This window comes from Chloroflexota bacterium (genome assembly GCA_020850535.1).
In the GTDB taxonomy this organism is placed as follows: Bacteria; Chloroflexota; UBA6077; order UBA6077; family JACCZL01; genus JADZEM01.
The window spans coordinates 37,555-62,527 of sequence record JADZEM010000028.1 but is presented as its reverse complement, the minus strand read 5'-3'; the positions used below and the strand labels follow the sequence as shown (position 1 = coordinate 62,527).

General features: G+C 69.2%; 21 protein-coding genes. 7 read left to right on the top strand and 14 right to left on the bottom strand.

Going from position 1 to position 24,973, the window contains the following annotated elements; genetic code table 11:
- Window positions 1-93 precede the first annotated feature (93 nt).
- Window positions 94-1,086, bottom strand: a complete 993-nt coding sequence (locus IT306_05100) for a C-terminal binding protein (GenBank protein MCC7367775.1) — start codon at window positions 1,084-1,086, stop codon at window positions 94-96.
- Between the two features lie 276 nt (window positions 1,087-1,362).
- Here IT306_05100 and IT306_05095 point away from each other — a divergent pair, with 276 nt between their 5' ends.
- Entirely contained in the window at window positions 1,363-2,607 is a 1,245-nt protein-coding gene (locus IT306_05095) for an MFS transporter (protein ID MCC7367774.1), read from the top strand.
- Window positions 2,608-2,690: 83 nt separating this feature from the next.
- Here IT306_05095 and IT306_05090 read toward each other — a convergent pair whose 3' ends face one another.
- The 5 genes from IT306_05090 to IT306_05070 all read right to left on the bottom strand — a co-directional run bounded on the left by IT306_05090 (window position 2,691) and on the right by IT306_05070 (window position 7,611).
- On the bottom strand, window positions 2,691-3,767 hold the full coding sequence (locus IT306_05090) for a diguanylate cyclase (protein ID MCC7367773.1): 1,077 nt from the start codon (window positions 3,765-3,767) through the stop codon (window positions 2,691-2,693).
- Between the two features lie 333 nt (window positions 3,768-4,100).
- Window positions 4,101-4,904, bottom strand: coding sequence for a class I SAM-dependent methyltransferase (locus IT306_05085; protein ID MCC7367772.1), 804 nt, complete (start codon window positions 4,902-4,904; stop codon window positions 4,101-4,103).
- 54 nt (window positions 4,905-4,958) lie between these two features.
- Window positions 4,959-5,936 carry an ATP-binding cassette domain-containing protein gene (locus tag IT306_05080; protein MCC7367771.1) on the bottom strand — a complete coding sequence of 326 codons (978 nt, stop codon included), beginning with the start codon at window positions 5,934-5,936 and terminating at the stop codon, window positions 4,959-4,961.
- Between the two features lie 76 nt (window positions 5,937-6,012).
- The gene (locus IT306_05075) at window positions 6,013-6,816 is read right to left on the bottom strand and encodes an ABC-2 family transporter protein (GenBank protein MCC7367770.1); all 804 of its coding nucleotides are present in this window, start codon (window positions 6,814-6,816) and stop codon (window positions 6,013-6,015) included.
- A gap of 3 nt (window positions 6,817-6,819) precedes the next feature.
- Window positions 6,820-7,611, bottom strand: a complete 792-nt coding sequence (locus IT306_05070) for an ABC-2 family transporter protein (GenBank protein MCC7367769.1) — start codon at window positions 7,609-7,611, stop codon at window positions 6,820-6,822.
- A 323-nt stretch (window positions 7,612-7,934) separates the two neighbouring features.
- Between IT306_05070 and ggt the strand changes: the two genes are divergently transcribed.
- The 4 genes from ggt to IT306_05050 all read left to right on the top strand — a co-directional run bounded on the left by ggt (window position 7,935) and on the right by IT306_05050 (window position 12,433).
- A complete protein-coding gene (gene ggt / locus IT306_05065) occupies window positions 7,935-9,605 on the top strand; it encodes a gamma-glutamyltransferase (protein MCC7367768.1) in 1,671 nt (556 codons plus the stop codon).
- A 295-nt stretch (window positions 9,606-9,900) separates the two neighbouring features.
- A complete protein-coding gene (locus tag IT306_05060; protein MCC7367767.1) occupies window positions 9,901-10,719 on the top strand; it encodes an HD-GYP domain-containing protein in 819 nt (272 codons plus the stop codon).
- 127 nt (window positions 10,720-10,846) lie between these two features.
- Window positions 10,847-11,776 carry a 2-dehydropantoate 2-reductase gene (locus IT306_05055; protein ID MCC7367766.1) on the top strand — a complete coding sequence of 310 codons (930 nt, stop codon included), beginning with the start codon at window positions 10,847-10,849 and terminating at the stop codon, window positions 11,774-11,776.
- 402 nt (window positions 11,777-12,178) lie between these two features.
- A complete protein-coding gene (locus IT306_05050; GenBank protein MCC7367765.1) occupies window positions 12,179-12,433 on the top strand; it encodes a hypothetical protein in 255 nt (84 codons plus the stop codon).
- Between the two features lie 83 nt (window positions 12,434-12,516).
- On the opposite strand, the gene IT306_05045 is transcribed toward IT306_05050, so the two are convergent.
- The 6 genes from IT306_05045 to IT306_05020 form a co-directional block, all read right to left on the bottom strand.
- Window positions 12,517-14,004, bottom strand: coding sequence for an ABC transporter substrate-binding protein (locus tag IT306_05045; protein ID MCC7367764.1), 1,488 nt, complete (start codon window positions 14,002-14,004; stop codon window positions 12,517-12,519).
- A 118-nt stretch (window positions 14,005-14,122) separates the two neighbouring features.
- Window positions 14,123-15,004, bottom strand: a complete 882-nt coding sequence (locus IT306_05040; GenBank protein ID MCC7367763.1) for a carbohydrate ABC transporter permease — start codon at window positions 15,002-15,004, stop codon at window positions 14,123-14,125.
- Between the two features lie 94 nt (window positions 15,005-15,098).
- Window positions 15,099-16,034 (bottom strand): sugar ABC transporter permease, encoded by a 936-nt coding sequence (locus IT306_05035; protein MCC7367762.1) that lies wholly within the window; start codon window positions 16,032-16,034, stop codon window positions 15,099-15,101.
- A gap of 408 nt (window positions 16,035-16,442) precedes the next feature.
- The gene (locus tag IT306_05030) at window positions 16,443-17,882 is read right to left on the bottom strand and encodes a hypothetical protein (protein MCC7367761.1); all 1,440 of its coding nucleotides are present in this window, start codon (window positions 17,880-17,882) and stop codon (window positions 16,443-16,445) included.
- A complete protein-coding gene (locus tag IT306_05025; GenBank protein MCC7367760.1) occupies window positions 17,879-18,973 on the bottom strand; it encodes a hypothetical protein in 1,095 nt (364 codons plus the stop codon). Before IT306_05025 ends, IT306_05030 begins: the two co-directional genes overlap by 4 nt.
- A gap of 172 nt (window positions 18,974-19,145) precedes the next feature.
- Window positions 19,146-19,994 carry a YceI family protein gene (locus IT306_05020; protein MCC7367759.1) on the bottom strand — a complete coding sequence of 283 codons (849 nt, stop codon included), beginning with the start codon at window positions 19,992-19,994 and terminating at the stop codon, window positions 19,146-19,148.
- Window positions 19,995-20,437: 443 nt separating this feature from the next.
- Here IT306_05020 and IT306_05015 point away from each other — a divergent pair, with 443 nt between their 5' ends.
- Window positions 20,438-21,265: a PAC2 family protein gene (locus tag IT306_05015; GenBank protein MCC7367758.1), complete on the top strand. Its 828-nt coding sequence runs from the start codon at window positions 20,438-20,440 to the stop codon at window positions 21,263-21,265.
- 138 nt (window positions 21,266-21,403) lie between these two features.
- Here the strand turns inward: IT306_05015 and IT306_05010 are convergent, their stop codons facing one another.
- Both IT306_05010 and IT306_05005 read right to left on the bottom strand, forming a co-directional pair.
- Entirely contained in the window at window positions 21,404-22,765 is a 1,362-nt protein-coding gene (locus IT306_05010) for an MFS transporter (protein MCC7367757.1), read from the bottom strand.
- Complete coding sequence (locus IT306_05005; protein ID MCC7367756.1) at window positions 22,743-22,922, bottom strand: hypothetical protein; 180 nt, start codon at window positions 22,920-22,922, stop codon at window positions 22,743-22,745. The genes IT306_05010 and IT306_05005 overlap by 23 nt, the downstream gene beginning before the upstream one ends.
- Window positions 22,923-23,334: 412 nt before the next feature.
- Between IT306_05005 and IT306_05000 the strand changes: the two genes are divergently transcribed.
- Window positions 23,335-24,600 (top strand): amidohydrolase family protein, encoded by a 1,266-nt coding sequence (locus IT306_05000; protein MCC7367755.1) that lies wholly within the window; start codon window positions 23,335-23,337, stop codon window positions 24,598-24,600.
- Window positions 24,601-24,973: the final 373 nt, after the last annotated feature.

Sequence of the window (24,973 nt, the reverse complement as noted above, 5' to 3'; positions counted from 1 at the left end):
GTAGGCGGGGACTTCAGTCCCCGACCGCCCGTTCCATGATGCTTCGGGTACACCAATGAACATGCAATCGCCCTGTCAGGTGCCCGCCGACCGCTACGCCAGCGGCAGCTTTTCCAGCACCTCGCGGTTCACGCAGTTGCGCGGACGCTTGCCCGTCAGCACCGCCGCGATCTCCTCGCCGTGCCGCAGCCGGCGCGCCACGTTCGACTCGTTGGACTGCGCGGCGACGTGCGGTGTGACCGTCACGTTCGGCATCGAGAGCAGCGGGTTGCTCGGATCGGGCGGCTCCTGCTCCAGCACGTCGAGGCCGGCCCCGGCCAGCTTGCCATCGCGCAGCGCCGCGATCAAGGCTTCCTCGTCCACGACCGGGCCACGGCCGGTGTTGATGAAGATGGCCGACGGCTTCATCTGGTCGAACAACTGCTTGTTGATGATGTGGTGGGTCGCCTTGGAGTGCGGCGCGTGCGCCGAGATGAAGTCGGCCTCCTGGAACACCTGCTCCAGGGTGGCCGGCTCGACGCCAAGCTCCCGCATCGCCTCGGGGGTGACGAACGGATCGTAGGCCAGCACGCGCAGGTTGAACCCCTTCGCCCGCCGCGCCACGGCCCTGGCGATGTTGCCGAACGCCACCAGCCCGAGCGTCTTGCCGGAGATCTTCGGCGTGCCGCCCATGCCGGACATCGCCTGCGCCCACTTGCCGGCCCGGGTCATGTCGGCGCAGAAGACGACCTTCCGGTTGACGGCCAGCAGCAGCGCGAACGCCTGGTCCGCGACCTCCTCCGTGAACACATCCGGTACGTTGACGACCGGGATGCCGGCGGCTGTCGCGGCTTCCACGTCGATGCGGTCCACCCCGATGCCCGTGGCCTGGATGATCTTGCACTGCTTGAGGCTGGCGATGACGTTGGCAGAGACGCGGACCTTGAGGCCGGCGATGATCGCATCGGCATCCGCGACCTGCGTGATGTAGCTCGCCTCGTCCTCGGCGAAGACGGGCACCAGCTCGGCGTCAATGGGGTCCAGGGCGACTCGCTCGTGTTCGAGCGTCGTTCCGCGCGGATTGGTCACGACTACCTTGAAGGTCATGGTGCTCCCCTTCGGCTCAGGCGGCGCTGCGTGGCCGCCCCGGCGGAAGGATGGCCCGGGCGCACGGGGGTGTCAAGGCGCACGGGGGTGTCAAGGCGCACGCGCAGGGCGGCTCATCAGACAGCAGCGGAGGGGGCCGGTCGGGTACCGTTCCGCAGACGGCGGCCACCGGCATCAGCGGCAGGCACCTTGGGAGTGGGACGGAATGCAGGTGGAGGCCAGAAGCGCGAGCGTGCCCCAGAGCTGCCACGCCGAGTGGACGGTGAGGCGGGCGTCGTGAGCACGGGCGCAGCCGCGGCCAGCCGGGGCGTCTGGCTGATGATCGTCGTGCTGACGTGCGGCACGTTCCTGGCGACCAGCAGCGGCACGACGCGCTCGCCGTTCCTGCTCGACATGGCCCAGGATCTGGGGACGGACCTGCCAGCTGTCGCCAACCTCGTGGCGATCATGTCCGTGAGCTGGGGCATCATGTCGCTGGTCGCCGGGACGCTCTCGGATCGGGTTGGCCGCAAGAACATCCTGGTGGGCGCGGTCATCGGCGTTGGCGCGGCGATGGTCGGCATCGGGACGGCCCAGACGTACCCGGTCGCCGTGTTCTGGGCGCTGGCGGGCGGCATCGGCGGCGGCAGCTTCATGGGGACCGTCTTCGCCACCGTCTCCGATCACGTCGGGCCGGCCACGCGCGGGCGCTCGCTCGGCTGGGTGATGACCGGCCAGTCGCTCTCACTGGTGCTGGGCGTCCCCGTGGCGACGCTGATCGGCGCGCAGATCGGCTGGCGCGGCGCGCACCTGACGTTCGCGGCGGCCACGATCCTGGTTGGCCTCAGCATCCTGCTGGTGGTGCCCCGGCGCGGACAGTTCCAGGCGACGGCCCGCGAAGCGGCGGCAGGCGCGCCCCTCCAGACGATCCTGCGCCCGCGCATCCTCTCTTTGCTGATCTCGGGCACCACCGAGCGCGTCTGCTTCGCCGCGATGTCGGTGTATCAGGCGACGTTCCTGATCTCGACCTACCACGTCTCGCTCGACGTGCTGGCGGGCGCGCTGCTGTTGGTGGCGCTCGGCAACCTGTTCGGGAACATGGCTGGCGGGCAGCTTGCGGATCGTGTGGCCTCACGCGAGGGGATGTACGGGCTGTCGCTGGTGCTGACCGGACTGATCGTGCTGCCGTTGTTCTTCTGGACGCCGCACCTGGACGTCTCGATCGCGCTCGGCTTCGCCTACTCGTTCGCCAACGCAGTCGGGCGGCCGGCCTTCATGGCGGCGCTCAGCTCGGTGCCGGAGTCGGTGCGCGGGACGGTCCTCGGCCTGAACGTGACGTTCGCGAGCGTCGGCTGGCTCACGTCCACCACCATCGGCGGCTGGCTGGTGACGGGGACGGACTACGGGTTCGCCAGCCTGGGGGTGTTCTGCGCCGCCTCCGCGTTCCTGGGCACGGCGGTGCTGGTGGTCGGGCGGCTGCTCGGCAGCCGAGTCGTCCTCTCCGAGACCCCCGACGGCAAGGCGCCGGTCGTCGCCCGGTAGCGCCGGGCCGGCAGGTGCCAGCCGTGCTGTTGCTCCCGCCGACCGTCGTAGCGCCCGGTGGCGCCGGGCCAGCAGTCGAGGCGTCAGGGGGCGATGACGAGCCGGTCGCGCCCGGCCGCCTTGGCCTCGTAGAGGGCGCGGTCGGCGCGGTCGAGCCACACTGCCTGACTCTCGCCGCGCTTCAGCTCGGCCAGCCCCATCGAGGACGTGATGCGGAACGGCTGGCTGTCGCTGTTGACAGTGACCTGGCGGATGCTCTCCAGGAAGCGCGTCGCCAGGCGGGTGCTGTCGGCGGCGCTGGTGCGCGGCAGGATCGCCACCAGCTCATCGCCGCCGTAGCGGGCCACGAAGTCCGAGCGGCGCGGGAAGCTCCGCACGAGATGGTCTGCGAAGATGCGCAGGGCCTCGTCGCCGGCGCGGTGGCCGTACCGGTCGTTGATCGTCTTGAGGTGATCCAGGTCGACCAGCACGAGGCAGGCGGCGTCGGCTGAGACCGACGCCAGCCGGAACATGCGCCCGAACGCCCGGTCGAACGCGCCCCGGTTGAAGACGCGGGTGAGCCCGTCCAGGCTGCTCTCGCGGCGGACCTCCTGCAGCTCCTCGGAGAGGGCGGCGATGCGGGTGTCCAGCTCCACTAGCTGCGCCCGGACCACGCGGTTGCGGTCCTCCAGCAGGCAGGTCAGCAGACCCGCGACGGTCGAGACCTCCTGCTGCAACGCCTGGACGGACTCCAGGCTGGACGCGGCGCGCAACCGCTCGACGTGCTCGGCGAGGCGGCTGTCGCCGGCCTGATCCTCCACAAGATTGGTGGCCAGCCGCTCGGTCAGGTCGGCGATCACCTCCCGCAGGTTGCCGAGGCTGGTGGTGATGGCGGTGGTCTCCTGCTCGCGCCGCCGGGCGAAGAAGTGACGCGCGCCGACCCAGTCACGTGGCTGGCGCGCGGCAGCAGGATCGTTGGGGTCAGCGTCAGGATGCGGCGCGCCAATCGCCAGGTGCTTGGCCCAGGCGTCGCACTGGCGGGCGAAGGTGGTGATGTCAACGCCGCCGATCTCGAAGGCGTGCTGCCCGAATGAGCGCAAGAACTGAACTGCGGTGTCAAGGGCCTCGTCAAGGCCAGAATGCGCCGCCGGGGCGTCGTCAACGCCCGACGCTTCACGCATCGGCGCAGGCGCGTCACGAACAGCTACCTGGGATGAGCGCTTCCGCCAGAGCATATCCCCGCCCTACCGCCGCCGTGTGCACCGTCGAAGGAGTCCCCCGCTCCCATGATGCATGCGGCCTGCTGAGAAGTTGAACGGGAGTTCGCCCCGCAAAGGGCCGCCACAGACTGAACGGAGCATGGACATCGACGCAACAGACCCGCCCGCCGCCCCAGGGCGATTGCCTGTTCGTTGGCAGTCCCGAAAGGCGGCAAACGAGCAGTCGGGGCTTGAAAGCCCCGACGAGGCTACACGACGAGACCACCATGCAATTGCCCTGCTCGCCGCCCCGGCCTACACTCGCCGTGCGGTGTAGATCGAGGTGTAGAAGGTCCGCTCGACGAGGCCGCCGAACTCGCGCTCGGCGATGGCCCCCAATGCGGCGAGCACCTCCGACCGGCGGGGCTCAGGCAGGCCGCTGACGTTCGGGAAGGTGCTGTACAGCGCGCGGATCTGGCTCGGGGTGAAGCGGGCCGGCCACGGCATGATCTCGTGGTCGATCTCGTCGAACAGGCCGGCCGCCCGCAGGTCGGCCAGCCGGGCCTCGGCGTCGAGCGGAAACGGCAGCCGTCCGTCTGCATTGGCAGCCGGCCGGCCGAGCGGCTCCATGACGTGCTTCGTCGCCTCGTGGAACGCGTCCACGCCGAACGAATCGCCGAACACGTTCCACCAGTTCGCCAGCCAGCCGCCGGACCTCAGCAGGCGGCCGGCCTTCGCCAACGCGACCGGCTGGTTGAGCCAGTGGAACGCCGTCGCCGACACGATGAGGTCGAACGACGACTCGTCAAGCGCGGCCTCCTCGAACGCCGCGACGTGCAACACGATCGAGCGCCCCTCCGACCGAAGCTGCTCGGACAGGTACCCAGCCAGCCGTTCGTCCGGCTCGACAGCGACAAGCGGGTCAGCGCCGAGCGCGAGCAGCCGGCGCGTGGCAAGGCCGCTGCCGGGGCCGATCTCCAACGTCGCTGCGCCGGGCCGGAGGCCACACCGTGCGGTCAGGATCTCGTAGACGCGGGACGGATAGTCTGGCCGGGCGCGATCGTAGCCAGCGGGATCGCCGCCGAACAGGCGACGGTGGTCCGGCGTGGGGGTGGTCATCTCGCCTCCTCCAGTCGCTCAGGTACATCGCTCGGGGGGTATCACGCAGGGCCGTCAGGCTGAAGCGCCGATGCCGTGCTCGTAGACCTCGCGCACGATGTCCTCGATGGCCGGCTCCTCAATGGTCAGGTCGCGGAGCCGGGCGGCAGCCGCCACCTCCGCGATGATCTGGGCGGCCGTCGTCTCGCTGCGGCGGAAGCGGAGCCACTGGCGCGGTCCGTCCGTGCGGCTGACCGTGGCCCCGGGGATGGTCAGGGGCGGGGCGGCTTCCTCCAGATCGACCACCACGGTCCGCTCGTCGCCGTACTGCGCGCGGATCGTGTCCAGGCTGCCGTCGTAGATCACCCGCCCGCGATCGATGATCAGCATGCGGCTGCACAGCCGCTCGATGTCGGCCATGTCGTGGGTGGTCAGCAGCATCGTCACACCCTGGTCGCGGTTGATCTGCGCCAGCAGCTCGCGGATACGCGCCTTCGCCACCACGTCCAGCCCGATGGACGGCTCGTCCAGGAAGAGGACGGGCGGGGCGTGCAGCAGGGCCGCCGTGAGGTCGCCGCGCATCCGCTGGCCCAGCGAGAGCTGGCGGACTGGCGTCTGCATGAAGCTGCCCAGCTCCAGCAGCTCGGCCAGGTAGCCGAGCCGCTGGCGGTACGCCTCGGCTGGCACCCGGTAGATGTGGCGCAGCAGCTCGAACGACTCGACCAGCGGCAGATCCCACCAGAGCTGCGAGCGCTGCCCGAACACCACGCCGATGCGCTTCGCGACCTCCAGCCGCTGGCTGGCCGGATCGAGGCCGGCCACGCGGACATGCCCGCCGCTGGGCTGAAGAATGCCGGTCAGCATCTTGATGGTGGTGGACTTGCCGGCGCCGTTCGGCCCGACGTACCCGACCATCTCCCCGGGCGCCACGGTGAACGAGACGCCGGCCACGGCGGCCACGTCCACAGCTTCGCGGCGGATCATCCGCAGCAGGCCGTCCTGCCGCCGCCGGTGGACCCGGAACGTCTTGCGAAGATCATCAGCCTCGATCATGCGATGTCCCTTCCCGGGGCGAATGCAAGCATCCGCGCGCCGTGAAACCGAAGACCCAGAACCCGAAACCCATCGCTCACGATCCTGTGCCCTGGTAGTGGCGCACGCCGAACGCCCAGCACAGGCGCGCCACCAGCAGGAAGAGCACGGCGACGACCGGCGAGCAGAGCTGGAGGAACGGCGGCAGGCCCAGCGGGTCCGGGCGTTCGAGAATGTAGAGTGCTGGCAGGTAGCTCACGAAGATCAGCGGCACGACGTAGGTGAAGAACCAGCGGATGCCCTCGGCGTAGATCGGCATCGGGTACGACACGAGCGCCTCGCCGCCGTAGGTGAAGACGTTGGTCACCTCGGAGGTCTGGACGGTCCAGAAGGTGATGGCCGCGCCGATGACCCAGATCGATGTAAAGATGACCGCGCCGCCGGCCAGCGAGAGGGCCAGCACGGCCAGCTTGTCGAGGCTCCAGGTCACGTCGAGCCAGCTCACGGCCAGCGCGAACACCGTCACGCCCTGAGCGATCCGCCCGAGGCGGCGGATCTGCACGTCGCTCGCCAGCACCTGTGCGAACGTCCCGACCGGGCGGGTCAGCACACGGTCGAACGTGCCGAGGCGGATCATCTTGCTGAGGCCGTCGAAGCCGCCGCACACCAGGTCGGACACCCCGAAGGCGATCCCGCCCAGCCCGTACAGAAACGCCACCTCGGGGAGCGTCCAGCCGGCGATGCTCGGGAACTGCGTGAAGAGCAGCAGCACCATCAGGAAGTCGGTGAAGGTCACGACGAATTGGCTGGCGGCCATCAGCAGGAACGAGGTGCGGTACTGGAGCTGAGCATTGACCTGGGCGCGGACCAACGCGAGGTAAAGGTCGAGGTTGGCGCGCATCCCTCAGCCCCCCTGCACCACGAGCTTGTGCAGCGCCGCCGACAGCACCAGCCGCCCGAGTGCCAGCAGCGCCACCAGCCAAAATGCTTGCAGCGCCAGCGCCGCCAGCACGTCCGTCCCGGACAGCTTGCCCAGGAACACGTCGATGGGGATGGCCACCATCGCCGCGAACGGCGAGAGGTAGCCGATCTCCCGCAAGCCATCCGGCCACATTGCGATGGGCACCAGGAAGCCCGAGAACAGCATCCCGATCATCATCGCGATGCCAGCCGTCCCCCGATGGTCCGTCCACCAGAACGTCGAGAGATTCAGGCAGAAGCGCCAGCCATACGAGACCCCGACCGAGAGGATGACCGTCGGGACCAGCGCCAGCCAGATCAGCGGATCGCCCGGCAGCGTGATCCCGAACGCGACCATGCCGACCACGAACGGCGGCGCCGACCGCGCCACGAACTGGTAGAGCGCCCGGCCGTAGTCCTGGGCCATCCAGGCAAATTGATAGTCGTAGGGGCGTGAGAGATCGCTGGCGACGCTCCCGTCCTGGACCGACTCCGCGATGGGCCACCAGCCCCACAGCCCGATCAGCGCGGCCATCCCCTGGGTGATGAAGGTGAACGCGAGGGTGTCTGCCAGGGTGTAGCCGCCAACCTCCCCGCGCGCCTCGTACAGCGCGATGAACATGTAGGCCCGCAGGAACCCGAAGAACGTGTTGGTGATCGCACCCGAGATCGCCGCCGTGCGGTAGATCGCCGTTCGCCGATAGCCGCAGCGCGCCAACTCCCAGTAGAGCCGCACGTGTGCTCCTTCCGCCGGCCGGAGGCCGGTCTGCTTGTCACGTGGCCGGTCTTGCTCAGCACCGTCGTCGTGGACCTGGACTGCGTCGATTTGCGGGGACGCGAAAACAGCCCTGCGCCGAAAAACGGGGCCAGGGCACGCCAGGATGCTCGGAGAGTACGCCCTCGCGCTCGCAGAGCACGCCAAAGAACCCGATCCCCCAGCATCACGGGGGGTCGGGAGTCAGATCTGACAGCTCCAGACTGTAGCAGACGGCTTGCCGTGGATGCCGCTGCGTGCTTACCGTGTGCGCAGCACGAAGACCGGCACGAGGAGCAGGCAGGATGGTCGTATCGGCACAGCGCAGCACGGCAGCGGAGGCGCTCGGCGGACCGCAGAACGGCGCGTATCGTCCGCCGTCGGTGGGGATGAACGGCGTCGTCAGCACGGCGCACGGGCTGGCCGCCACGGCCGGCCTCCGCATCCTGATGGAGGGCGGCAACGCCATCGACGCCGCCGTGGCCGTCGGGGCGGCGCTCGGGGTCGTCGAGCCGTTCATGTCCGGCCTGGGCGGTGGCGGCGGCTTCATGCTGTTCCACGAGGGCACGACCGGCCAGGTCTACGGGCTCGACTACATCGGGCTGCCGCCGGCCGCGTCCGATCCGACCGTCTTCAGCAGCATCGAGGCGATCAGCCGCGACGTCCGCTCCTCGACGGTCCCGGGGACGCTCGGCGGGTGGCTGGCGGCGCTGGAGCGCTTCGGCACGATGGACCGCGCCGCCGTCTTCAAGCCGGCCATCGGGTTGGCCGAGGGCGGCTGGCCGATCACCCCGTTCGCCGCGAAGCAACTGTCCGAGTGCGAGAAGGCGCTGGGCCGGTTCGAGTCGTCACGCGGGGAGTATCTGCCGCAGGGCCGCCCGCCCGTCAACGGCGAGGTGGTCCCGCGCCCGAACCTGGCGCGAACCTACCGCGAGGTGGTCGAGGGCGGCGCGGAGACGTTCTACCGGGGCGCGCTGGCGAAGCGGATCGCGACGGCCACCCAGGCGGCCGGTGGCTGGCTGACCGAGGCCGACTTCGCCGCCTTCGCGCCCAAGTGGGTGGAGCCGCTCTCGATCACCTACCGGGGCCGGACGATCCAGACGTTGCCGCCACCGTCGCTCGGGCTGCAGTACCTGGAGTGCCTCAAGATTCTGGAGGCGTTCGACCTGCCGGAGATCGGTCACAACTCCACGGAGTACCTGCATCTCCTGCTGGAGACGATCAAACTCGCCAGCGCCGACCGCACCCGCTGGAGCCGCGAGCCGAACCCGGTCATCCAGGCGTTGATCTCGCCCGAGTACAGCGCCGCGCGCCGCGCGTTGATCGACCGCGAGCAGGCCCAGCCCAGCGAGGGCGAGCGCTACCTGCCCGTCAAGCAGGGTGAGGTCGCGCCGGGCGACCCTGCCCGCTACGCCCGCGATCACACCACCCACTTCGAGGTCGCCGACCGCTGGGGCAACATTGTGGCGATTACCCAGAGTCTCGGGGCCGCCTTCGGGAGCGGCTTCGTGGCCGGCGACACCGGGCTGGTGCTCAACAACTTCCTCTACTGGACGGACCTGGACCCGGCCAGCCCGAACTACATGGCGCCCGGCAAGCCGCGTGAGAGCGCGATGTCTCCATGCATCGTCTCGGAGAACGGGCGGCCCATCCTGGGAATCGGGACGCCCGGCTCCTACGGCATCCTGCAGACGACGCTCCAGATGCTGATCAACAAGCTGGACTTCGGGATGAACATCCAGGCCAGCATTGAGGCGCCGCGCGTGCGGGCCTTCGAGCGCACCCTGGTGGATGCCGAATCGCGGATCTCGGCGGACACGCTGGCCGGGCTGCGATCTCGCGGCCACGACATCAACGAGCTGGAAGGCTGGACCTGGAAGGTCGGCGGCGGCCACGGCGTCGCCATCGACCCAGACTCCGGCGTGCTGACCGGCGGCGCGGACCCGCGCCGGGATGGCGTCAGCGTAGCGTTCTAGACGCCTCGCTCAGGTTGACGGACGCGTTGCAGCGCGTGGGGGGGGGGACAAGCCTCCGCGCTGCAAGGGCGATCTCCGCGGCGGGCGTACCCTGCCCGCCCGTTTTCTCCGCGATGTGCGGAAGATGACGCCCGGACCCGTCCCGCGTTGGCGCGCGCTTACGTTGCTCATACGCGGCAGGGATGACAACCGTGCACGGGTCGGTCTCTGACAGCGCAGCAACCGCACCGTACGCGCGGGCAGGATGCCGGCGAGGTTGTTTGCAAAACTCAGGAGCGCTACGATGAGGGCCGCGATGACTGAGGACGTTCTCCAGGATGGTGCTCTCGCGCAGGAGCGCCGGCAGCATCCTAACGAGCTGGAGCGCGTCTACGCCCAGGCCCAGGCGTACGCCGACGAGCTGCAGCAGTTGTATGCCCAGCGCAACGCCGCCGAGGCCGAGCTGGCCCGAAAGGTCGAGGAGCTGGAGCGCTCCCACGAGCAGCTGCTCGCCTACGCGACCGACCTTGGCGCGCTCAACAGCCTGCTCCGCGCCACCTATCGCCAGACCCTCGAAGCGCTCGGGCGGGCCGTCGACCGGCGCGACGGCATGACCGGCGGTCACTGTGTCCGTGTGGCCGAGTACAGCCGCCTCCTGGGCCAGCGGATCATCGGGCCGAAGCCGCAGGATCTCCAGGTGCTGGAGTACGGCGCGCTCCTCCACGACGTCGGCAAGATCGCCGTCCCCGACGCGATCCTTCGCAAGAACGGCCCCCTCACCGACGAGGAGTGGGCCATCATGCGCGAGCATCCGTGCCTCGGCCACGAGATCCTGTACGGGATCGGGTTTCTGACCAACTCCCTGCCCATCGTGCTGCACCATCACGAGCGGTTCGACGGCCAGGGCTACCCGCACGGGCTGCGCGGCGCGGCGATCCCGCTCGGGGCGCGCATCTTCTCGGCCGCCGACGCCTTCGACGCGATGACCGCCGACCGCCACTACCGCCAGGCGCTCTCGCTCGACGAGGCGATGGCCGAGCTGCACAAGAACAGCGGGACGCAGTTCGACCCCGAGGTGATCGCCGTGATGGACGAGCTGGCCGACGAGCTGTACGCGCTGCGGACCCACGGCTGAGGCGCGAACCGAGCCACGGCTGACGCGCGCGGTGTCGTGTCCGCCTGCACGGCAGGCCTGCCGACCGCCATACTCCTTGGAACGCTTCTGCAGGCTCGCTGCGCGCTCGCCTGTTCCGGGAGGTTCCATGCGTATCGCCATCGTTGGCGCGGGGGGCGTCGGCGCGTACCTCGGCGTCCTGCTCGCCGGTCAGAACCACCAGATCACGCTGATCGACCGTGGCGAGCACGTCAAGGCGCTCGCCCGTGACGGCGTGCACATCACCAGCCGCGCGCGCGGTGAGCTGCGTGCGAAGCTGCCGGCCACCAGCGACCCGGCCTCGGTCGGCGAGGTTGACCTCGTGCTCTACTGCGTCAAGACCTACCACAACGCCGAGGCGATCCCCTCGATGCGTCCGCTGGTCGGCCCCGAGACGCGCATCCTGACGCTCCAGAACGGCGTCGGGAACGTCGAGCAGCTAGCCGAAGCGTACGGGGCACGGGCGGTGCTCGGTGCGGCGTTGACGGGCGGCGGTACGCGCGTCGCCCCTGGCAAGATCGATCATGTGCTGCCCGTCGAGTCCGAGGTGCTGGAGCTAGGCGCGCTGGACCCGGCCTCGCGGCCGGCCGCCGAAGCTGCCGTGGCCGTCCTCCAGCCGACCGGCCTGACGGTCCGACTGGTGGAGGATATCCAGCGGACGCTCTGGATCAAGGTGCTGGCGATGGCGTCCCTGGCGTCCGTCGGCTGCCTGACGCGCGTCGGGACGGCGGACTGGCGAGAGCATCCTGGCACGCGCGGCCTGTACGCCAGCCTGGTCACGGAGGCGGCGGCTGTCGGGCGGGCCGAGGGGCTGGACATCGACGACGCGACGGTGACCCAGATGCTCGGGCAGCCGGACCGGCTCGGCCCGGCGCACCGCACCTCGATGGCGGCGGACCTGGAGCGCGGCGTCCCGATGGAGGTCGAGGCGGTGCAGGGCGAGGTCGTGCGTCGCGGCGCGAAGCACGGCCTCAGCATCCCGTCGTTCGAGGCAGCCTACGGGGTGCTGGCGCTGCTGAACAGCCGCGCACAGGCCTGAGGGGGATGCCGCGGCCGCGCCCGCTGCACGCCCGCCGCGCGAGCGAGCGCGCGACCACGCCGATGTCGACGGGGCATCCCGAGCGGGTTCCGGGCTGCCGTTCCCCGTCATCCCGAGCGGAGTGATCCATTCGGCGAGCGCAGGGCAAGCCTTGCGATTTCCCATCCCGTCATCCCGAGCGGCGTGAGCCTGCGAACGAAGTCGAGGGATCTTCCCCGGCACTCGATACGGTCTGTTCGAGAAAGATCCACTCCGCTCGTTCCTCGCCGCGGTCGGGATGACGAGTGGGGCGTGTTCCTCGCCGTGGTCGGGCTGATGAATCCGTCATGTCCAGTGTGCTGATGTGCTCGCGCGGGCACGGCGCTTGCGCCTGCTGGTGGCAGCACGCTGAAGGAGGCCTGCATGGCAGAGCTCAGCATGGCGCAGCGGGACAAGCTCAAGGACTCGCAGTTCGCGTACGTCGACACGGGCGGTGAGCGGCATCTGCCGATTCACGACGAGTCGCACGTCAGGAACGCCTTACAGCGCTTCGGGCAGACCCACTTCGAGAACGCCCAGGCGAAGAAGCACGCGGCGCAGGCCATCCTGAAGGCCGCGACGTCGCACGGCATCGAGGTGTCCGACGACGACGACGTGAAGCAGGCAGCCGGCCGCTAGGCTCGTCAGATGGTCACACACAAGCGGCCCCGGAGCGTGCTCCGGGGCCTCCTGTCTGAGAACTGAAGTCCGATAACTCGCCGTCAGCCTTCGATGGCCTTGACCTGCCGCACGACCGCGTCCGCTTCCTTCTGGAGGCTCGCCGCGATGTCCTTCATCACCGTCTCGGCCGGCTCCTTGTTGATGGTGATCCGGTCCAGACCCTTCACCAGGATCTGCTGGCCGTTGGGCACGAAGACGCGCGCCACGTCCTGCGGGCGGACCAGCGCCAGCTGCTTGCCGGCCGTCTCGAAGTTCGGCTTCTTGGAGTAGAACTCCTTCATCGCCGCGCCCTCGATGGCCGACTTGCGGACCGGCATGTAGCCCGTCGCCTGCGCCCAGATCGCCGTCTGCTCGGGCGAGGTGGCGAACTGGGCGAACTTGAAGGCCGCTTCCTGCTTCTCCTTCGGGGAGGCCGCCAGGATGCCGAGGCCCGCGCCGCCCGTCGGGCAGCCAAACCCGACTGGCCCCTTCGGCAGGAACGCCGTGCCGATGGGGAACTTCGCGTTCGCCTCGTGGCCGGCCAGGCCACCCGTCGAGCCGATCAGCGAGGCTGCGACGCCGCCCCGGAAGTCGTTGTCAGGGCTGGACGGCGTGCTGGCCCAGCCATCGACGACCGTCTGGCGCAGGAACTCGCCGGCGTCGATGGCCGGCTTCTCGGCGATCTTGATGGTGAAGTCCGGGTCGGAGTAGGCCCCGCCCCAGCCCCAGACGTTGCTCTGGAACGACCACTCGATGTAGCCGCCCGCACCCGAGTGCGCGATGGCGTACCGCGAGACGTTCGCGCCGTCCTTTTTGAGAAGCTTCGGCGCCCACTCCTTGAGCTCCATCCAGCTCTCGGGGCCGCGCTCCGGCAGGCCGGCTTCCTTCCAGGCGTCCTTGTTGTAGTAGAAGAGCGGCGTGCTGCGGGCGTACGGCAGCCAGTAGAGCTGACCCTTGCGGGTGCCTTCGTTGGCGAACGCCTCGATGTAGTCGTTCTTGTCGACGTTGTTCGCCTTCATCAGATCATCCAGCGGGATGATCGCCTTGTTCAGGTAGAACTTGAACCACCAGACGTCCGAGAGGATCGAGATGTCCGGGGCCTGCCGAGCCTGGAGCGCGGCCGTCAGCTTCTGGCCGGTCTCCTCGTAGCTGCCCTGGAACTGGTTCTCGACGACGATATCCTTCTGGCTCTGGTTGAAGCGGTCCACCATCGCCTGCATCTGATCGCCGTTATTGGCGGTGAACGACGACCAGAGCGTGATCTTGAGTCCGCCGGCCGCGCCGGCGGCCGGGGCCTGCGCGGCCGGCTTGGCGGCTTCGGCCGGCTTCGCAGCCTCGGCCGGTTTGGCCGGGGCGGCCGTCGCGGCGGGCTGGGCCGCCGGCGCGGCCGGCTTGCTCTCGGCCGGCTTGGACTCGGCGGGCTTCGTCTCGGCCGGCTTGCTCTCGGCCGGCTTGGCCGCCGGCTGCGACGACGAGCAGGCGCTCAACAGCGCCAGGCCAGCCGTACCCACCAGACCACCGAGCAACCTTCGACGTGTCAGGCTGTGCATGCTGTGTTCTCCTCCCAGAGAGCGGTTCGGACGAGACTCCCAGGCGCGGACGGCTCCCGCGGGCACGCCGCGCTCGCGGACGCCCCGGAGCCGTGCCCGGGCCACCGGGCCGCGCGGTCTATCCCTTGACGGCTCCGGCTGCGATCCCCTCGACGATGTGGCGTTGCGCCCACAGAAAGACCACCAGCAGCGGCAGGATCACGTAGAGCGCGCCGGCCATCACGACGCCCCACTGCGTGTTCCCCTCCTGGTCGAGCATGCGCGAGATACCGATGGGCAGCGTCCGCATGTTGTCGGTGTTGGTGATGATGAGCGGCCAGAGGAAATCGTTCCAGACATCCTGCGTGGCCAGCAGCCCGAACGTCACCAGGACCGGCATCGAGAGCGGCAGCATGATCGCCCAGAGGGTTCGCAGGTGCCCGGCCCCGTCCACCTTCGCGGCATCGAGGATCTCGCGGGGCAGGGCCAGGAACGCCTGCCGCAGCAGGAACGCCCCGACCGCCGTGGGGACGTGCGGCAGGATCAGGGCCGTGTAGGTGTTGATCAAGCCCCAGTCCGCGAACAGGATGTAGTTGGGGACCACTACCACCTGCGGTGGGATCATCAACGCGCCAAGGATCAGCGCGAAGATCAGGTTCTTGCCCGGGAAGCGCAGCATCACCAGGGCGTAGGCGGTCGTGGCGCCCATCGTCAGCTTGCCGAAGACGCTGACGACGGTCACGAAGGTGGTGTTGATGTAGTAGAGGCCGAACGGGGCGGCGTTCCAGGCCAGCGGATAATTCGCGAGCGTGGGGCTACGCGGGATCAGCGTGGCCGGGATCAGGTAGATCTCGCTGGTCTCTTTGAAGGTGGCCGAGAGCAGCCAGCCGAGCGGCAGCCCGATCACCGCCACCGCGACGAGCATTGCCGCGTAGCCGGCGAGACGCAACGGCGTGCTGGCGAGACGAGCACGGCTGGCGGCCGACGTCGCCTGCCCACCGACCTGGCGTGCAGCAGCCATCAGGCCACCCCCTGCGCGCCAGGAGTGGCAAACCACATGCCAGTGCGAGAAGCGTCCCGGCGAGAGGTGTCCTGGGCGGATGCGACTTGCTGGCTCATGCGGAGTAGGTCACCCGTCGCTCGACGTAGCGGATCTGAATCAGCGTGACGACGAAGAGGAAGAGGAACTGGAAGACGGCGGCCACACCGGCCTGCCCGGCGTGGAACCCGATGAACCCCTGCTCGTACAGGTAGTAGAGCAGGTTGGAGGTCGCGTCGACCGGTCCGCCGCGCGTCAGCACGTGGATCAAGTCGAACGTCTGGAAGCTCGCCAGGATGCCGGTGATCAGCAGGAAGAAGGTGATCGGCGCGAGGCCGGGGATGGTGACGTGGCGGAAGCGCTCCCAGGCGTTCGCGCCATCGGTCGTGGCCGCCTCGTACAGCTCGCGGGGGATCGCCTGGAGGCCGGCCAGGAAGATCACCATGGTGTAGCCGAGGTGCTTCCAGGTGTAGACGATGATGACGGCCGGCATCGCCCAGGCCGAGTCACGAAGCCAGTTCGGCGGCACCAGGTTGAACGGCGAGAGGAGCGTCCGCAGCAGGCCGTAGGTCGGGTCGAAGATGTAGACCCAGACCACGGCGATGGCCGCGCCCGAGAGCATGTACGGCGCGAACAGGACGCTGCGGGCGGCGTCTCGCCCGGCCAGCCGCTGGTTCAGCAGCAGCGCCAGCGCCAGCCCGAAGATCAGCGTGAAGCAAACGCCGCCGCCCATCAGCACCAGCGTGTTCCGCACCACGCGGTGGAAGTGCGGATCGGTCAGCACATCCACGTAATTCTCGAAGCCGACGTAGATCTTGACGGGCGCGAGGAAGTCCCACTCGTGGAAGCTGAGCCAGGCGTTGTAGATCAGCGGGCGGTAGTTGAAGATCGCGAACATCAGCAAGTTGGGGCCGGCCAGCAGGATGAACAGCAGCCAGTCTCGCCACTCGCGCTGCACGCGGGACGGGCCGGGCGTCGCGGCGGCCGACGAGCGGCCTAGCGCCTGGGCCATGCTTGCGGCCCCCCGTAGACAAGACGCCGAACGCCAGCACAGCGCCGCTCGCCGCGCAGACGTGAGCAAGTTGGACGCAGCAGGTGATAGTTCACGCGACCCCCGAGTGTCTGAGCCACAGCAGCAGCCGCCTCGAAGGGTGAGGTCGGGAAGCCGCTCCTGGCTCGGCCACTTGCAACGCAACGCCGCGTCCGAGTGGCGATGATACGGGCCGAGGGTTAACGGAGCAGGCGTCCGGTCGCTCGGTCTGTAAATACGAGGTTATCGCACCGTTAACTGAAAGGCAAGCCTCTGACCAGTGTCAAGGGGTGGGGTCAGTACAGCCGAGTGTACAGCCGGGGCAGCAGGCGGCCCGGCCGAATAGCAGGGCCAGATGCCCCGCCTACCGCCGGCCGCACAGGCACGCCGTCAGATCGTGGCGAGGGCCTGGAGGAACATCAGCGAGAACGTCGGGCAGCGCATCCCCGAGCGGCGTCGCTTCGGGTCGTTGGTGACGCGCGGCCCCCACCGCCCGACGTAGCCAGGGTTGGCGCCGAGCGGCGGCCACCAGGCCTGCGTCTCACGGTCCACCACGAAGTCATAGCGTGGACGTACCCCCTCGGCCGGCATCGCCGTCGGCCAGGCCACCGTCCGCTGTGCCGACGCCTGCTCGGGCACGAAGACCCCGTCTGGCTTGAGGATCAGGCCGAAGAGCGGCCCGCCCGTCTCATCCCGCGGCTTCCGGTTCGGCTCAATGGCCGGGATCTCGGTGGCGAACGTGCCCCACATGTCCTCACCGATCAACCAGGGCGTGGCCGGGAGCACGACCATCGAGCCGAGGATCTTCAGAACGATGATTCCCGGCGACCCACTCTCCCCTTCGATAGTCTCCGCCTCTCCACCGGCGATGACGTCGTCCAGGGCCTCGATCTGCGCGCAGGTGCCCTGGCTGATGTCGATGTCGCCGGGCGTGAACGGCTGCGCGTCGTGCAGGCCGGTGGTCAGATAGTTCCCGTGGGTGCCGCGCGAGACATAGATCTTCGGATGCTCTCCGATGCGCTCCACGTCCTTCCAGGGCCGCACGATCATTCCCAGGCGGTGTTCCTCGGTCGGGACGCTCGTCGGGTCGCCCACATTGCGCGAGGTCAGGCCGATGTACAGTGGCTCATTGGCCGAATTGAGCAGCACGGCGACGGACGTCCACTCGCCGGCGAAGGTCGCAAAGGTCTGACCCTCGCCCGCCTCTTCGCAGCCACGCAGGGGCTCTTCGTGGAGGGCGTAGAAGAAGTGGAACACCAGCAGCTTCGGCGCGCTCAGCCGCGCGTTCGTGATGACCCTGAAGAGGTCGAGGCCGTTCGGGGTACGCTGCCCAAACTCTCTCAGCAGCTGCTGATTGTTGAAGTACTCGACGTAGTACCACGGCTTCGCGCCCTGAAGCGCGGTGGCGTACCGCTCGGGGTCGCTGAGCGACGGGTGGCGGTTGTTGCTGGTCGCCGTGACCTCGTTCGGCGACGGCACGGACGGCTCCCAGCCGTCCAGTTCCATGAAGCGATCCTCTGACGGCGGGCGGTCTTGCTCCGCCTCTCGAATCACCAGATTCGACGGCTCGCCGATCCATACCGTGCCGCCCGACGCTTCGTCCTTCAGGCCCGCGATCTTGCCTTTGGCGATCTGCGGCCGGCGCGGGAAGACGGTGCGCGGGGCCTCGCCCCAGTCCGCCTTCTTGTCTGACCCGGGCGCGCTGCGCCAGAGCGCGCACCGTTCGAGGTAAAACTTCGGGTCAATCGGGAAGTACCGCTCGTCGGCGTGTAAGAGGAGAATCGGCTCGAAGCGCTTGGCAAGCGTGACGGCCTCTGGATTGATGCTCACGACGCCACCTCCGGGGTCCTGCCCTCTGTCTCCACGGCGTGCTTCAGGTGACGAAGGAATGCCGCGATCTGCCTGTCGCACCGCAGCAGATCGTCCCCCGTGAACCCCGATCGCGCCGCAAGCTCGATCATGCGCTGGCCGCTCGTGCCGCCCCTCGGATCGATGCCGGCCGCCCGCAGCGCCGCGATAAGCCGCTGGAGCACATCCCGCATCTCGCTGCCGGTGATCCGCCCAGCAAACCAGAGCGCTCCGAACTCCGCCAGAATGGCGCGGAGTCTCGCCTGTTCGTGGTCCGGCAGGAGGTAGGCTGTGCGGATCGCCGGACGGCTCACTTCCTGGTACGCCCGGAGGATGGCTGTCACCTGCTCGGGATGGCTCTTCATCCAGGCAGCGACGCGCTCGGCGAACTCGCGCCAGCACTCAGCGGTCCTGGGGTTGTACGGACGACGGAGAAACTCACGCTTCATCTGGTGAGGATCGAGGCGCCAGATCGTGAGGTCGTCGAGCTGCCCGGGGAAGGGGTACCGGTCCAGGTAGACGTCATTGCCGATGCTGACGCCACCACTCTTGACGGGTGGCACGCCGCCCTGGATGACCGTGTCACCCACGAGCACATCGTCGATGAACAGCCGCATCCGGGCGAAGCCGTCATGCAGCAGGCTGAGCTTGACCCATCGGCCGAGCGGGACGGCGTGAAACTGGTGGTCCGGAGCGTAGGCGTACGCGCTCTGGACGAAGTTGTTGTAGCCGCTGCCGTTCTCGAACTCCGCCCAGAGGGCGCCTTCCAGCAACCCGAATGTGAAGGAACCGTCGCCTGCGACGAGCACCGCCCGTCGTGCACTCAGCGCATCGATGCGGGCGACGACCTCGATCTTCAGCGCCACCAGCGACAGCCACTCAGGCGCGGTCGTCGGCCCGGTCGGGATCCTGACTCGGCTGGTGACCTGGGGGAACGTGATGATCCCGCTGCCAGGCTCGGCCCCGTCAAACGCGCCGCCCGTGTTGAAGGCCGTCCCGTGGTTGCGGTAGGGAGATCGGTCGGCAGGAACGCCGTCCCAGGTGTAGGCGTGTTGGCAGATCAGCTCAAGCATGTCAGCTCCTCGCTCTCGCGCATGTGCTCCATGCAGCGCCGCGGGGACAAGAGACGTGCCTGGGATCCGTGGCGGGGTGTGGTGGTGGGAGAACCGGGTTGACGACAGGGGTGCGCCCGGGGAACCTCACCCCCCGGCCCGGGGGTGAGGCCGTCCCGGCGGAGATCGTCGCTTACGGCGCGGGCGCGGCCGACGGATCGGCGGCGGACGGATCGGCGGCGGACGGGTCGGCGGCCGGCGCGCCGGCCACCGCGCTGGCGATGGTCGTCTTCAGGTCCACCTCGGCGATCATGTCGTCCGAGACCTGGAGGAGTGGCCCGATGCTCGGCGGGGTGATGCCGAACTGCGACATCTTGAGGGTGGTGCGGGCCGTCCCAATCATCCCCTCGGGCGTCAGGTTGGCGACGGTGTCGTAGGCTGTCGGGCGGACCTGCCCCTTCACGCTCTGGTTACCGATGAGCTGGAACGCCGTGTCGCCGGTCGGCAGCGGCGCGGGCAGGCCCGGCGCGCTCTGAATGATGAACTCGGCCATCGGGAAGTCCTTGGTCTGCAGCAGGTTCTGGGCCTGTGCGTCCCGCAGGGGCGCGGCGCACTTGAGCGTGCGCTGGTCAAGCGAGATCTTCGACAGCTCCTGCACCACCGAGCCATCCGCTGCCAGCACGATCTCGCCAGTGACGGCCCGCGTGGTGCAGGCAGCCTGCTTCGGCGGCTGGCCGAGGGTGGTGATGGTCATGATGTAGCGGGCCTCGTTCTCGCCTGGGATCAGCGCGAGCCGGGTCATCCCCTCGGCAAGCTGGGCCGGACGGGCCGTGCTCTCGGCGAGGCCGGGGCCGGTCGCGGCGGCGGCCACGGTCGGGCCGGAGGCGGCGAACGGCAGCAGCAGGCTGGCGGCAATGGCTGTCGCCAGAACGGCGCGCCCGGCCCGACCGCTGACCGGACCACGGCTGGGGACGGTGTGGTCAGTGCCAGCCGACGCGGTCCGCGCGCGCCCCTGACCGAACGACGAGAGAAACCCTCGCATTGACGACTCCTTGGTTGGTGATCGGTGGCCGTTTCGACTCGGGGGCGCGGCGCCGGCGATCCAGAGAGGGGGCGACCGTCGTCTGCCTGTCGAGCCGGTGTCCTGACCCAGCGTACGCTCGCCGGCCCCGCCCGCGCGGTCGAGCCGGCGACACCAGGGGTGTTCGGATGCGTACTCAGCACTTTTCGTAACGTGTCGGCGCTGTCATGGCTGCTCGTTCACGGGCAACTGTTGGCAAGCGAACAGTTTTCGCGAACGCTCCATGTGCGGTTGGCCGGCCGGCCGCCGGAACGCCGTCCTCGCCGAGCCGGTGGGAGGCCGTTGCGCGGCACGGTCACCGCCACTGGCCGACCGGCGACCGTCCCCAACACGCCCGAGACGTGCCCCTACCGCTACAATCCGACATGCTCAAGGTGCTTTCGCAACCGACATTGCGGTCGCCCGTGCTGCTCGTCGCCCTCTCCGGCTGGCCGGACGCCGGTCAGGCCGCCAGTGGCGCGCTCGAGTACTTGATCATGAAATGGGCGCCGCGCCGGTTCGCCGAGCTCGACGCCAGCCGCGCCTACGTCCAGACCAACAACCGCCCCCGCAACAAGATCACGCGGGGCGGTCAGCGGCGGCTGATCTGGCCGACGTTCGCCTGCTACGCCCTGCCGGTCCCCCAGGCCCCGCGTGACATCGTCCTGGTGCTCGGCCCCGAGCCAGACCTGCGCTGGCGCACCTGCTCGAACGCCTTGATCGACCTCGCCCAGGAGCTTGGCTGCGAGACGATCGTCACCCTCGGCGCGTACCTCGCCCCGACCTCGCACGCTGGCGCCGTCACCCTGACCGGGCGCGGCACCAGCCCGGAGCTGCGCCGGGCGCTCTCGGCGCTCGGCCTGCGCGACGGCAAGTACGAGGGGCCGACCGGCTTCCTGACCGTGCTCCAGGAGGAGGCAGTCCAGCGCGACATCGCGGCGGCGTCCGTCTGGGCGGCCAGCCCGGTCTACCTGCGGGATCTCTCGAACCCGAAGCTCTCGGCGGCGCTGCTCGGGATCGTCGAGAAGGTGCTGCGCGTCGATCTCCACCTGACCGAGCTGGACGTGGCCGGGCGCGATCTCGAACGGCGCATCGACGGCGAGCTGGAGGGGCGGCCGGACCTCCAGCGGTTCGTGCGGCGGCTGGCCAGCGACACCGACTTCGACTTCTCCGAGATGTCGGACGCCGAGGAGATCCTGGACGATCTGGAGCAGTACCTCCAGCGGCTGCGCGGCGACGAAGACGAGGACTGAGCGGCGGGGTGCTGGGTGTCCGGTTTCGGGTTTCAGGGGATGGGCGATACGCTCACCCGAAACCCGAAACCCGAAACCCGAAACCCGAAACCCGAAACCCGAAACCCGAAACCCGAAACCCGAAACCCGAAACCCGCCCTACGCCTTCGTTGCGCGCGGGTCTTTCAGCAGCGCCGTCGGGATCAGCATGACCACCGTGATCGCCGCCAGCAGCAGCAGCCCGGCCGTGAACCCGCCCGTCATGTCCTTCAGCACGCCCATCACCGACGGCCCTGAGAAGCCGCCCACCTCGCCCACCGCGAAGTAGATGCCGGCCGCCGCGCCCATCGCGCCCGCGCCGACCTCGCGCATGTCCATCAGGATGGTGAGCAGGATCGGGGCGACGCCCCCCGCGAAGAAGCCCTGCACCGCCAGCGCCACGATCAGCGGCGGGCCGGAGAGCGCGTTCACCGCCAGCAGCGACGCGCCGACCGTGATCAGGCAGGTCGCCACCACCGGCTTCCGCCCGAACTTCGCGGCCAGCCGGGCGGTCGTGATGCTGCCGGCGATGCTGGAGACGCCCGGCACCGCCGCGAGGTAGCCGGCGTCGGCCGGGCTCATGCCCTTGAACTCCAGGATCTGCGGCAGCCAGCTTCGCAAGCCGTGGTTGATCATGAACCCGGTAAACCCGACGATCACCACCAGCCAGACCGCTCGGGTCGTGAGCACCCGCATGCAGGCCTCGCGGAAGCTGGCGGCAGGCTCGCCGCCGGACCGCGCGGCCGGCCTGGGTGGGTCGCGCGCCAGTAGCCACCATGTCGCCGCGATCCCCGCCACGATGCTCCCGTAGACGGCGCACGTCACCTGCCAGGAGCCGAGGGCCGGCAGCACCAGGCTGTTGGTGGACGCCAGCGTCAGCACGCTGCCCGTTGTAGAGCCGGTGATGTAGATGCCGGACGCCGTGACGCGGGGCCGGCCGCTGAACCACGATGCGATCACCTTCGGGACGCCGATAGAGATGATCGGGCCGCCGACGCCGAAGATCGCCACCGAGAGGAACATCGTCGTGAAGTCGGCGGCGAACGCCCGCATCAGGCCGGAGAGCGCCACCAGCGCCGCGCCCAGCGCCAGCGCCCGGTGGGTGCCGACACGGTCCACGAACATGCCAGCGGGATACGAGACGCCGATGTATACCAGTTGCCACGCTCCGAGCAGCACGCCGACCTCGGAGTAGCTCAGGCGCAGGTCGGAGCGGATCGGCGTGATCAGCGCCGGCAGCGAGGACGAGACGATGCCGAAGCCGGAGTAGACGAGCCATGCCAGGGCCAGCATGCGCCAGTTGGCACGGTCCGGGCTGACGGCGGGCGTGCTGGCCGGGGCGGGCTCGCTGGCCGGCTCAGGGATGGCGCCAGCGCCAACGCCGTTGTCCCCGGGCGCGCCGCGCTCGGGGGACGTTCTGGGCGTCTGGGTGACCTCGTCGGTTGTCAGTGCTGCCCGCCTACGAGGGCCGCCATGCCTCAAAGCCGGCGCACAGCGCGCCCGCGACAATCTCTGACGGCATCTCGAAGCGCTCGATAGCCTCAGCGATCAGATCGTATCCGCGATCCTCTTCGCCGGCGGCGAACGCCTGGGTGATCTGATCCAGGAGTGAGGTCTGCTCGGAGAGCATCGCCTGCATGTCCCACCTGCTGTACCGATCTCGTGGCTACGGTACTAAACGGAGATGCGGCGCGCAAGGAGGATGGGTCTTGCAGAAATGTCTCGGAATCCGGCCCATCTCGTCACCATGCAGGCGTTGCGCCCCCCCAGGCAGGGAGCGATCGTTCCTGCGTTGCGCTCGAAATTGCGCCCCATTGGCGGCGTCAGCCATCCTCAGATGACGCGGCCGGGCCGAGACACGCCGGCCGCCAGGAGGCCGCGACGCAGGGCGACTGCGCATCTTACGATGTTCTGGGAACACCAACGAACAGGCAATCGCCCTGAGGTGAGGGGCCCGTCCCGGCGCATCCGCAGCCGTCCGGTGTACCCTGTGCCGATCCGTGCGCTGTGGCCGCACACCGCGCAGCGCGCGTCGCTCGGAGGGGAACGCGATGGCTGATGCGTCGTCGTCGGCTCAGGCTGGGGCCGGCACGTCCGACCTGACAATCATCAAGGCCGGCACGCTCGTCGATGGGACGGGCGGGCCGGCCCGGCGCGGGGTCCAGATCGTCATTCGCGAGGGGCGGATCCTCGACGTGTTGCCAGGCGGCGACACGCCGTCCGACGCCACGGTCGTCGACCACTCGGGGCAGGCGGTCGTGCCGGGGCTGATCGACGGCCACGTGCATCTCGTGTTCAGCGCCGGGCCGGATCCGCTGGCCGATCTCTACGTCGAGGACGACGTGACGCTGATGCTGCACGCCGTCCGCAACGCCCGGGTGGCGCTGGCGGCCGGCGTCACCACCGTCCGCGACCTGGGCGACCGCAACGGCGTCGTGCGGAAGCTGCGCGACGGCATCAACCGGGGCATCGCCGTTGGCCCGCGCATCATGACGGCCGGCGCCCCGATCACCATCACCGGCGGCCACTGCCACTTCCTGGGCATGGAGGCCGACTCCGAGGACGACGTGCGGCGGGTCGCGCGCAAGCAGCTCAAGGCCGGCGTGGACTGCCTCAAGATCATGGCGACCGGCGGCCGGATGACGCCCGGCACCAACCCCAAGCTGGCGCAGTACACCGTGGCCCACGTGGCGGCGGCCGTCGAGGAGGCCCGCCGCGCCGACAAGACGCTTGCCGCGCACGCGCTGAGCGCCGACGGCATCCGCGTGGCCGCCGAGGCGAAGGTCGATACCGTCGAGCACTGCAACTGGCTGGCCCGCGGCGAGGGGGTGGCGTTCGACGAGTCCACTGCCGTGCTGATGGCCCAGAACAACGTGGCCTTTGATCCGACCATGACGCCGATCCAGAGCATCATGGACGTGCCGGCCGAGCGGCTGACCCCGGTCCAGCGAGCGGCGGTCAAGATCCGCCTGGAGCTGGTCGAGGTCTTCCGCCGGATGCTGGCGCTGGGCGTCACGCTGGTGGCCGGCACGGACGCTGGCACCCGTAACAATCAGCTTGACGAGCTGCCGCACGAGATCTCGTTGTACGTGGATCAACTGGGCCTGAGCCCGGTCGCCGCCATCCACTCGGCCACGGGCCGCTCGGCCCAGGTGCTCGGCATCGACGCGGACACCGGCTCGGTTCAGGCCGGCCGCGAGGCCGATCTGCTGGTCGTGGACGGCGACCCGAGCACCGACATCCACACGCTCGGTCGGGCGCGTGCCGTCTACCGGGCCGGCCGGCTGGTGGCCGAGAACGGACGGCTGCTCTCGTAGCGAGGGTGGTAGATCGTGGGTCGAGGATCATGGATCGTGGGGCGTGGGGGGCTTTCCCTTCCCCACGACCCGCGATCTACCACCCACGATCTACGACCCTCGACCCCCAGGGCGATTGCATGTTCATTGGTGTACCCGAAGGATCATGGAACGGGCGGTCGGGGACTGAAGTCCCCGCCTACAGTCATTCCGTCGCTGCGCGACGGACGCAGGGAACAGCAGCAACAGGCGAGACTGGCGCGTCGCGCAGCGACTGCAGGATCGTAGGCGGGGCTTTCAAGCCCCGACGCCGCCGCACGACGACATCAACATGCAATCGCCCTGCCTCGACCCCTCCGCTCGTTGTTCCGTTGAGAGGTGTGGTCATAAAATA

Bases quoted from the DNA above. Each gene is read 5' to 3' on its own strand.
- IT306_05100 (MCC7367775.1), bottom strand. From the start codon at position 1,086: ATGACCTTCAAGGTAGTCGTGACCAATCCGCGCGGAACGACGCTCGAA.
- IT306_05090 (MCC7367773.1), bottom strand. From the start codon at position 3,767: ATGCGTGAAGCGTCGGGCGTTGACGACGCCCCGGCGGCGCATTCTGGC.
- IT306_05085 (MCC7367772.1), bottom strand. From the start codon at position 4,904: ATGACCACCCCCACGCCGGACCACCGTCGCCTGTTCGGCGGCGATCCC.
- IT306_05080 (MCC7367771.1), bottom strand. From the start codon at position 5,936: ATGATCGAGGCTGATGATCTTCGCAAGACGTTCCGGGTCCACCGGCGG.
- IT306_05075 (MCC7367770.1), bottom strand. From the start codon at position 6,816: ATGCGCGCCAACCTCGACCTTTACCTCGCGTTGGTCCGCGCCCAGGTC.
- ggt (MCC7367768.1), top strand. From the start codon at position 7,935: ATGGTCGTATCGGCACAGCGCAGCACGGCAGCGGAGGCGCTCGGCGGA.
- IT306_05060 (MCC7367767.1), top strand. From the start codon at position 9,901: ATGACTGAGGACGTTCTCCAGGATGGTGCTCTCGCGCAGGAGCGCCGG.
- IT306_05055 (MCC7367766.1), top strand. From the start codon at position 10,847: ATGCGTATCGCCATCGTTGGCGCGGGGGGCGTCGGCGCGTACCTCGGC.
- IT306_05050 (MCC7367765.1), top strand. From the start codon at position 12,179: ATGGCAGAGCTCAGCATGGCGCAGCGGGACAAGCTCAAGGACTCGCAG.
- IT306_05045 (MCC7367764.1), bottom strand. From the start codon at position 14,004: ATGCACAGCCTGACACGTCGAAGGTTGCTCGGTGGTCTGGTGGGTACG.
- IT306_05040 (MCC7367763.1), bottom strand. From the start codon at position 15,004: ATGGCTGCTGCACGCCAGGTCGGTGGGCAGGCGACGTCGGCCGCCAGC.
- IT306_05035 (MCC7367762.1), bottom strand. From the start codon at position 16,034: ATGGCCCAGGCGCTAGGCCGCTCGTCGGCCGCCGCGACGCCCGGCCCG.
- IT306_05025 (MCC7367760.1), bottom strand. From the start codon at position 18,973: ATGCTTGAGCTGATCTGCCAACACGCCTACACCTGGGACGGCGTTCCT.
- IT306_05020 (MCC7367759.1), bottom strand. From the start codon at position 19,994: ATGCGAGGGTTTCTCTCGTCGTTCGGTCAGGGGCGCGCGCGGACCGCG.
- IT306_05005 (MCC7367756.1), bottom strand. From the start codon at position 22,922: ATGCAGGCGATGCTCTCCGAGCAGACCTCACTCCTGGATCAGATCACC.
- IT306_05000 (MCC7367755.1), top strand. From the start codon at position 23,335: ATGGCTGATGCGTCGTCGTCGGCTCAGGCTGGGGCCGGCACGTCCGAC.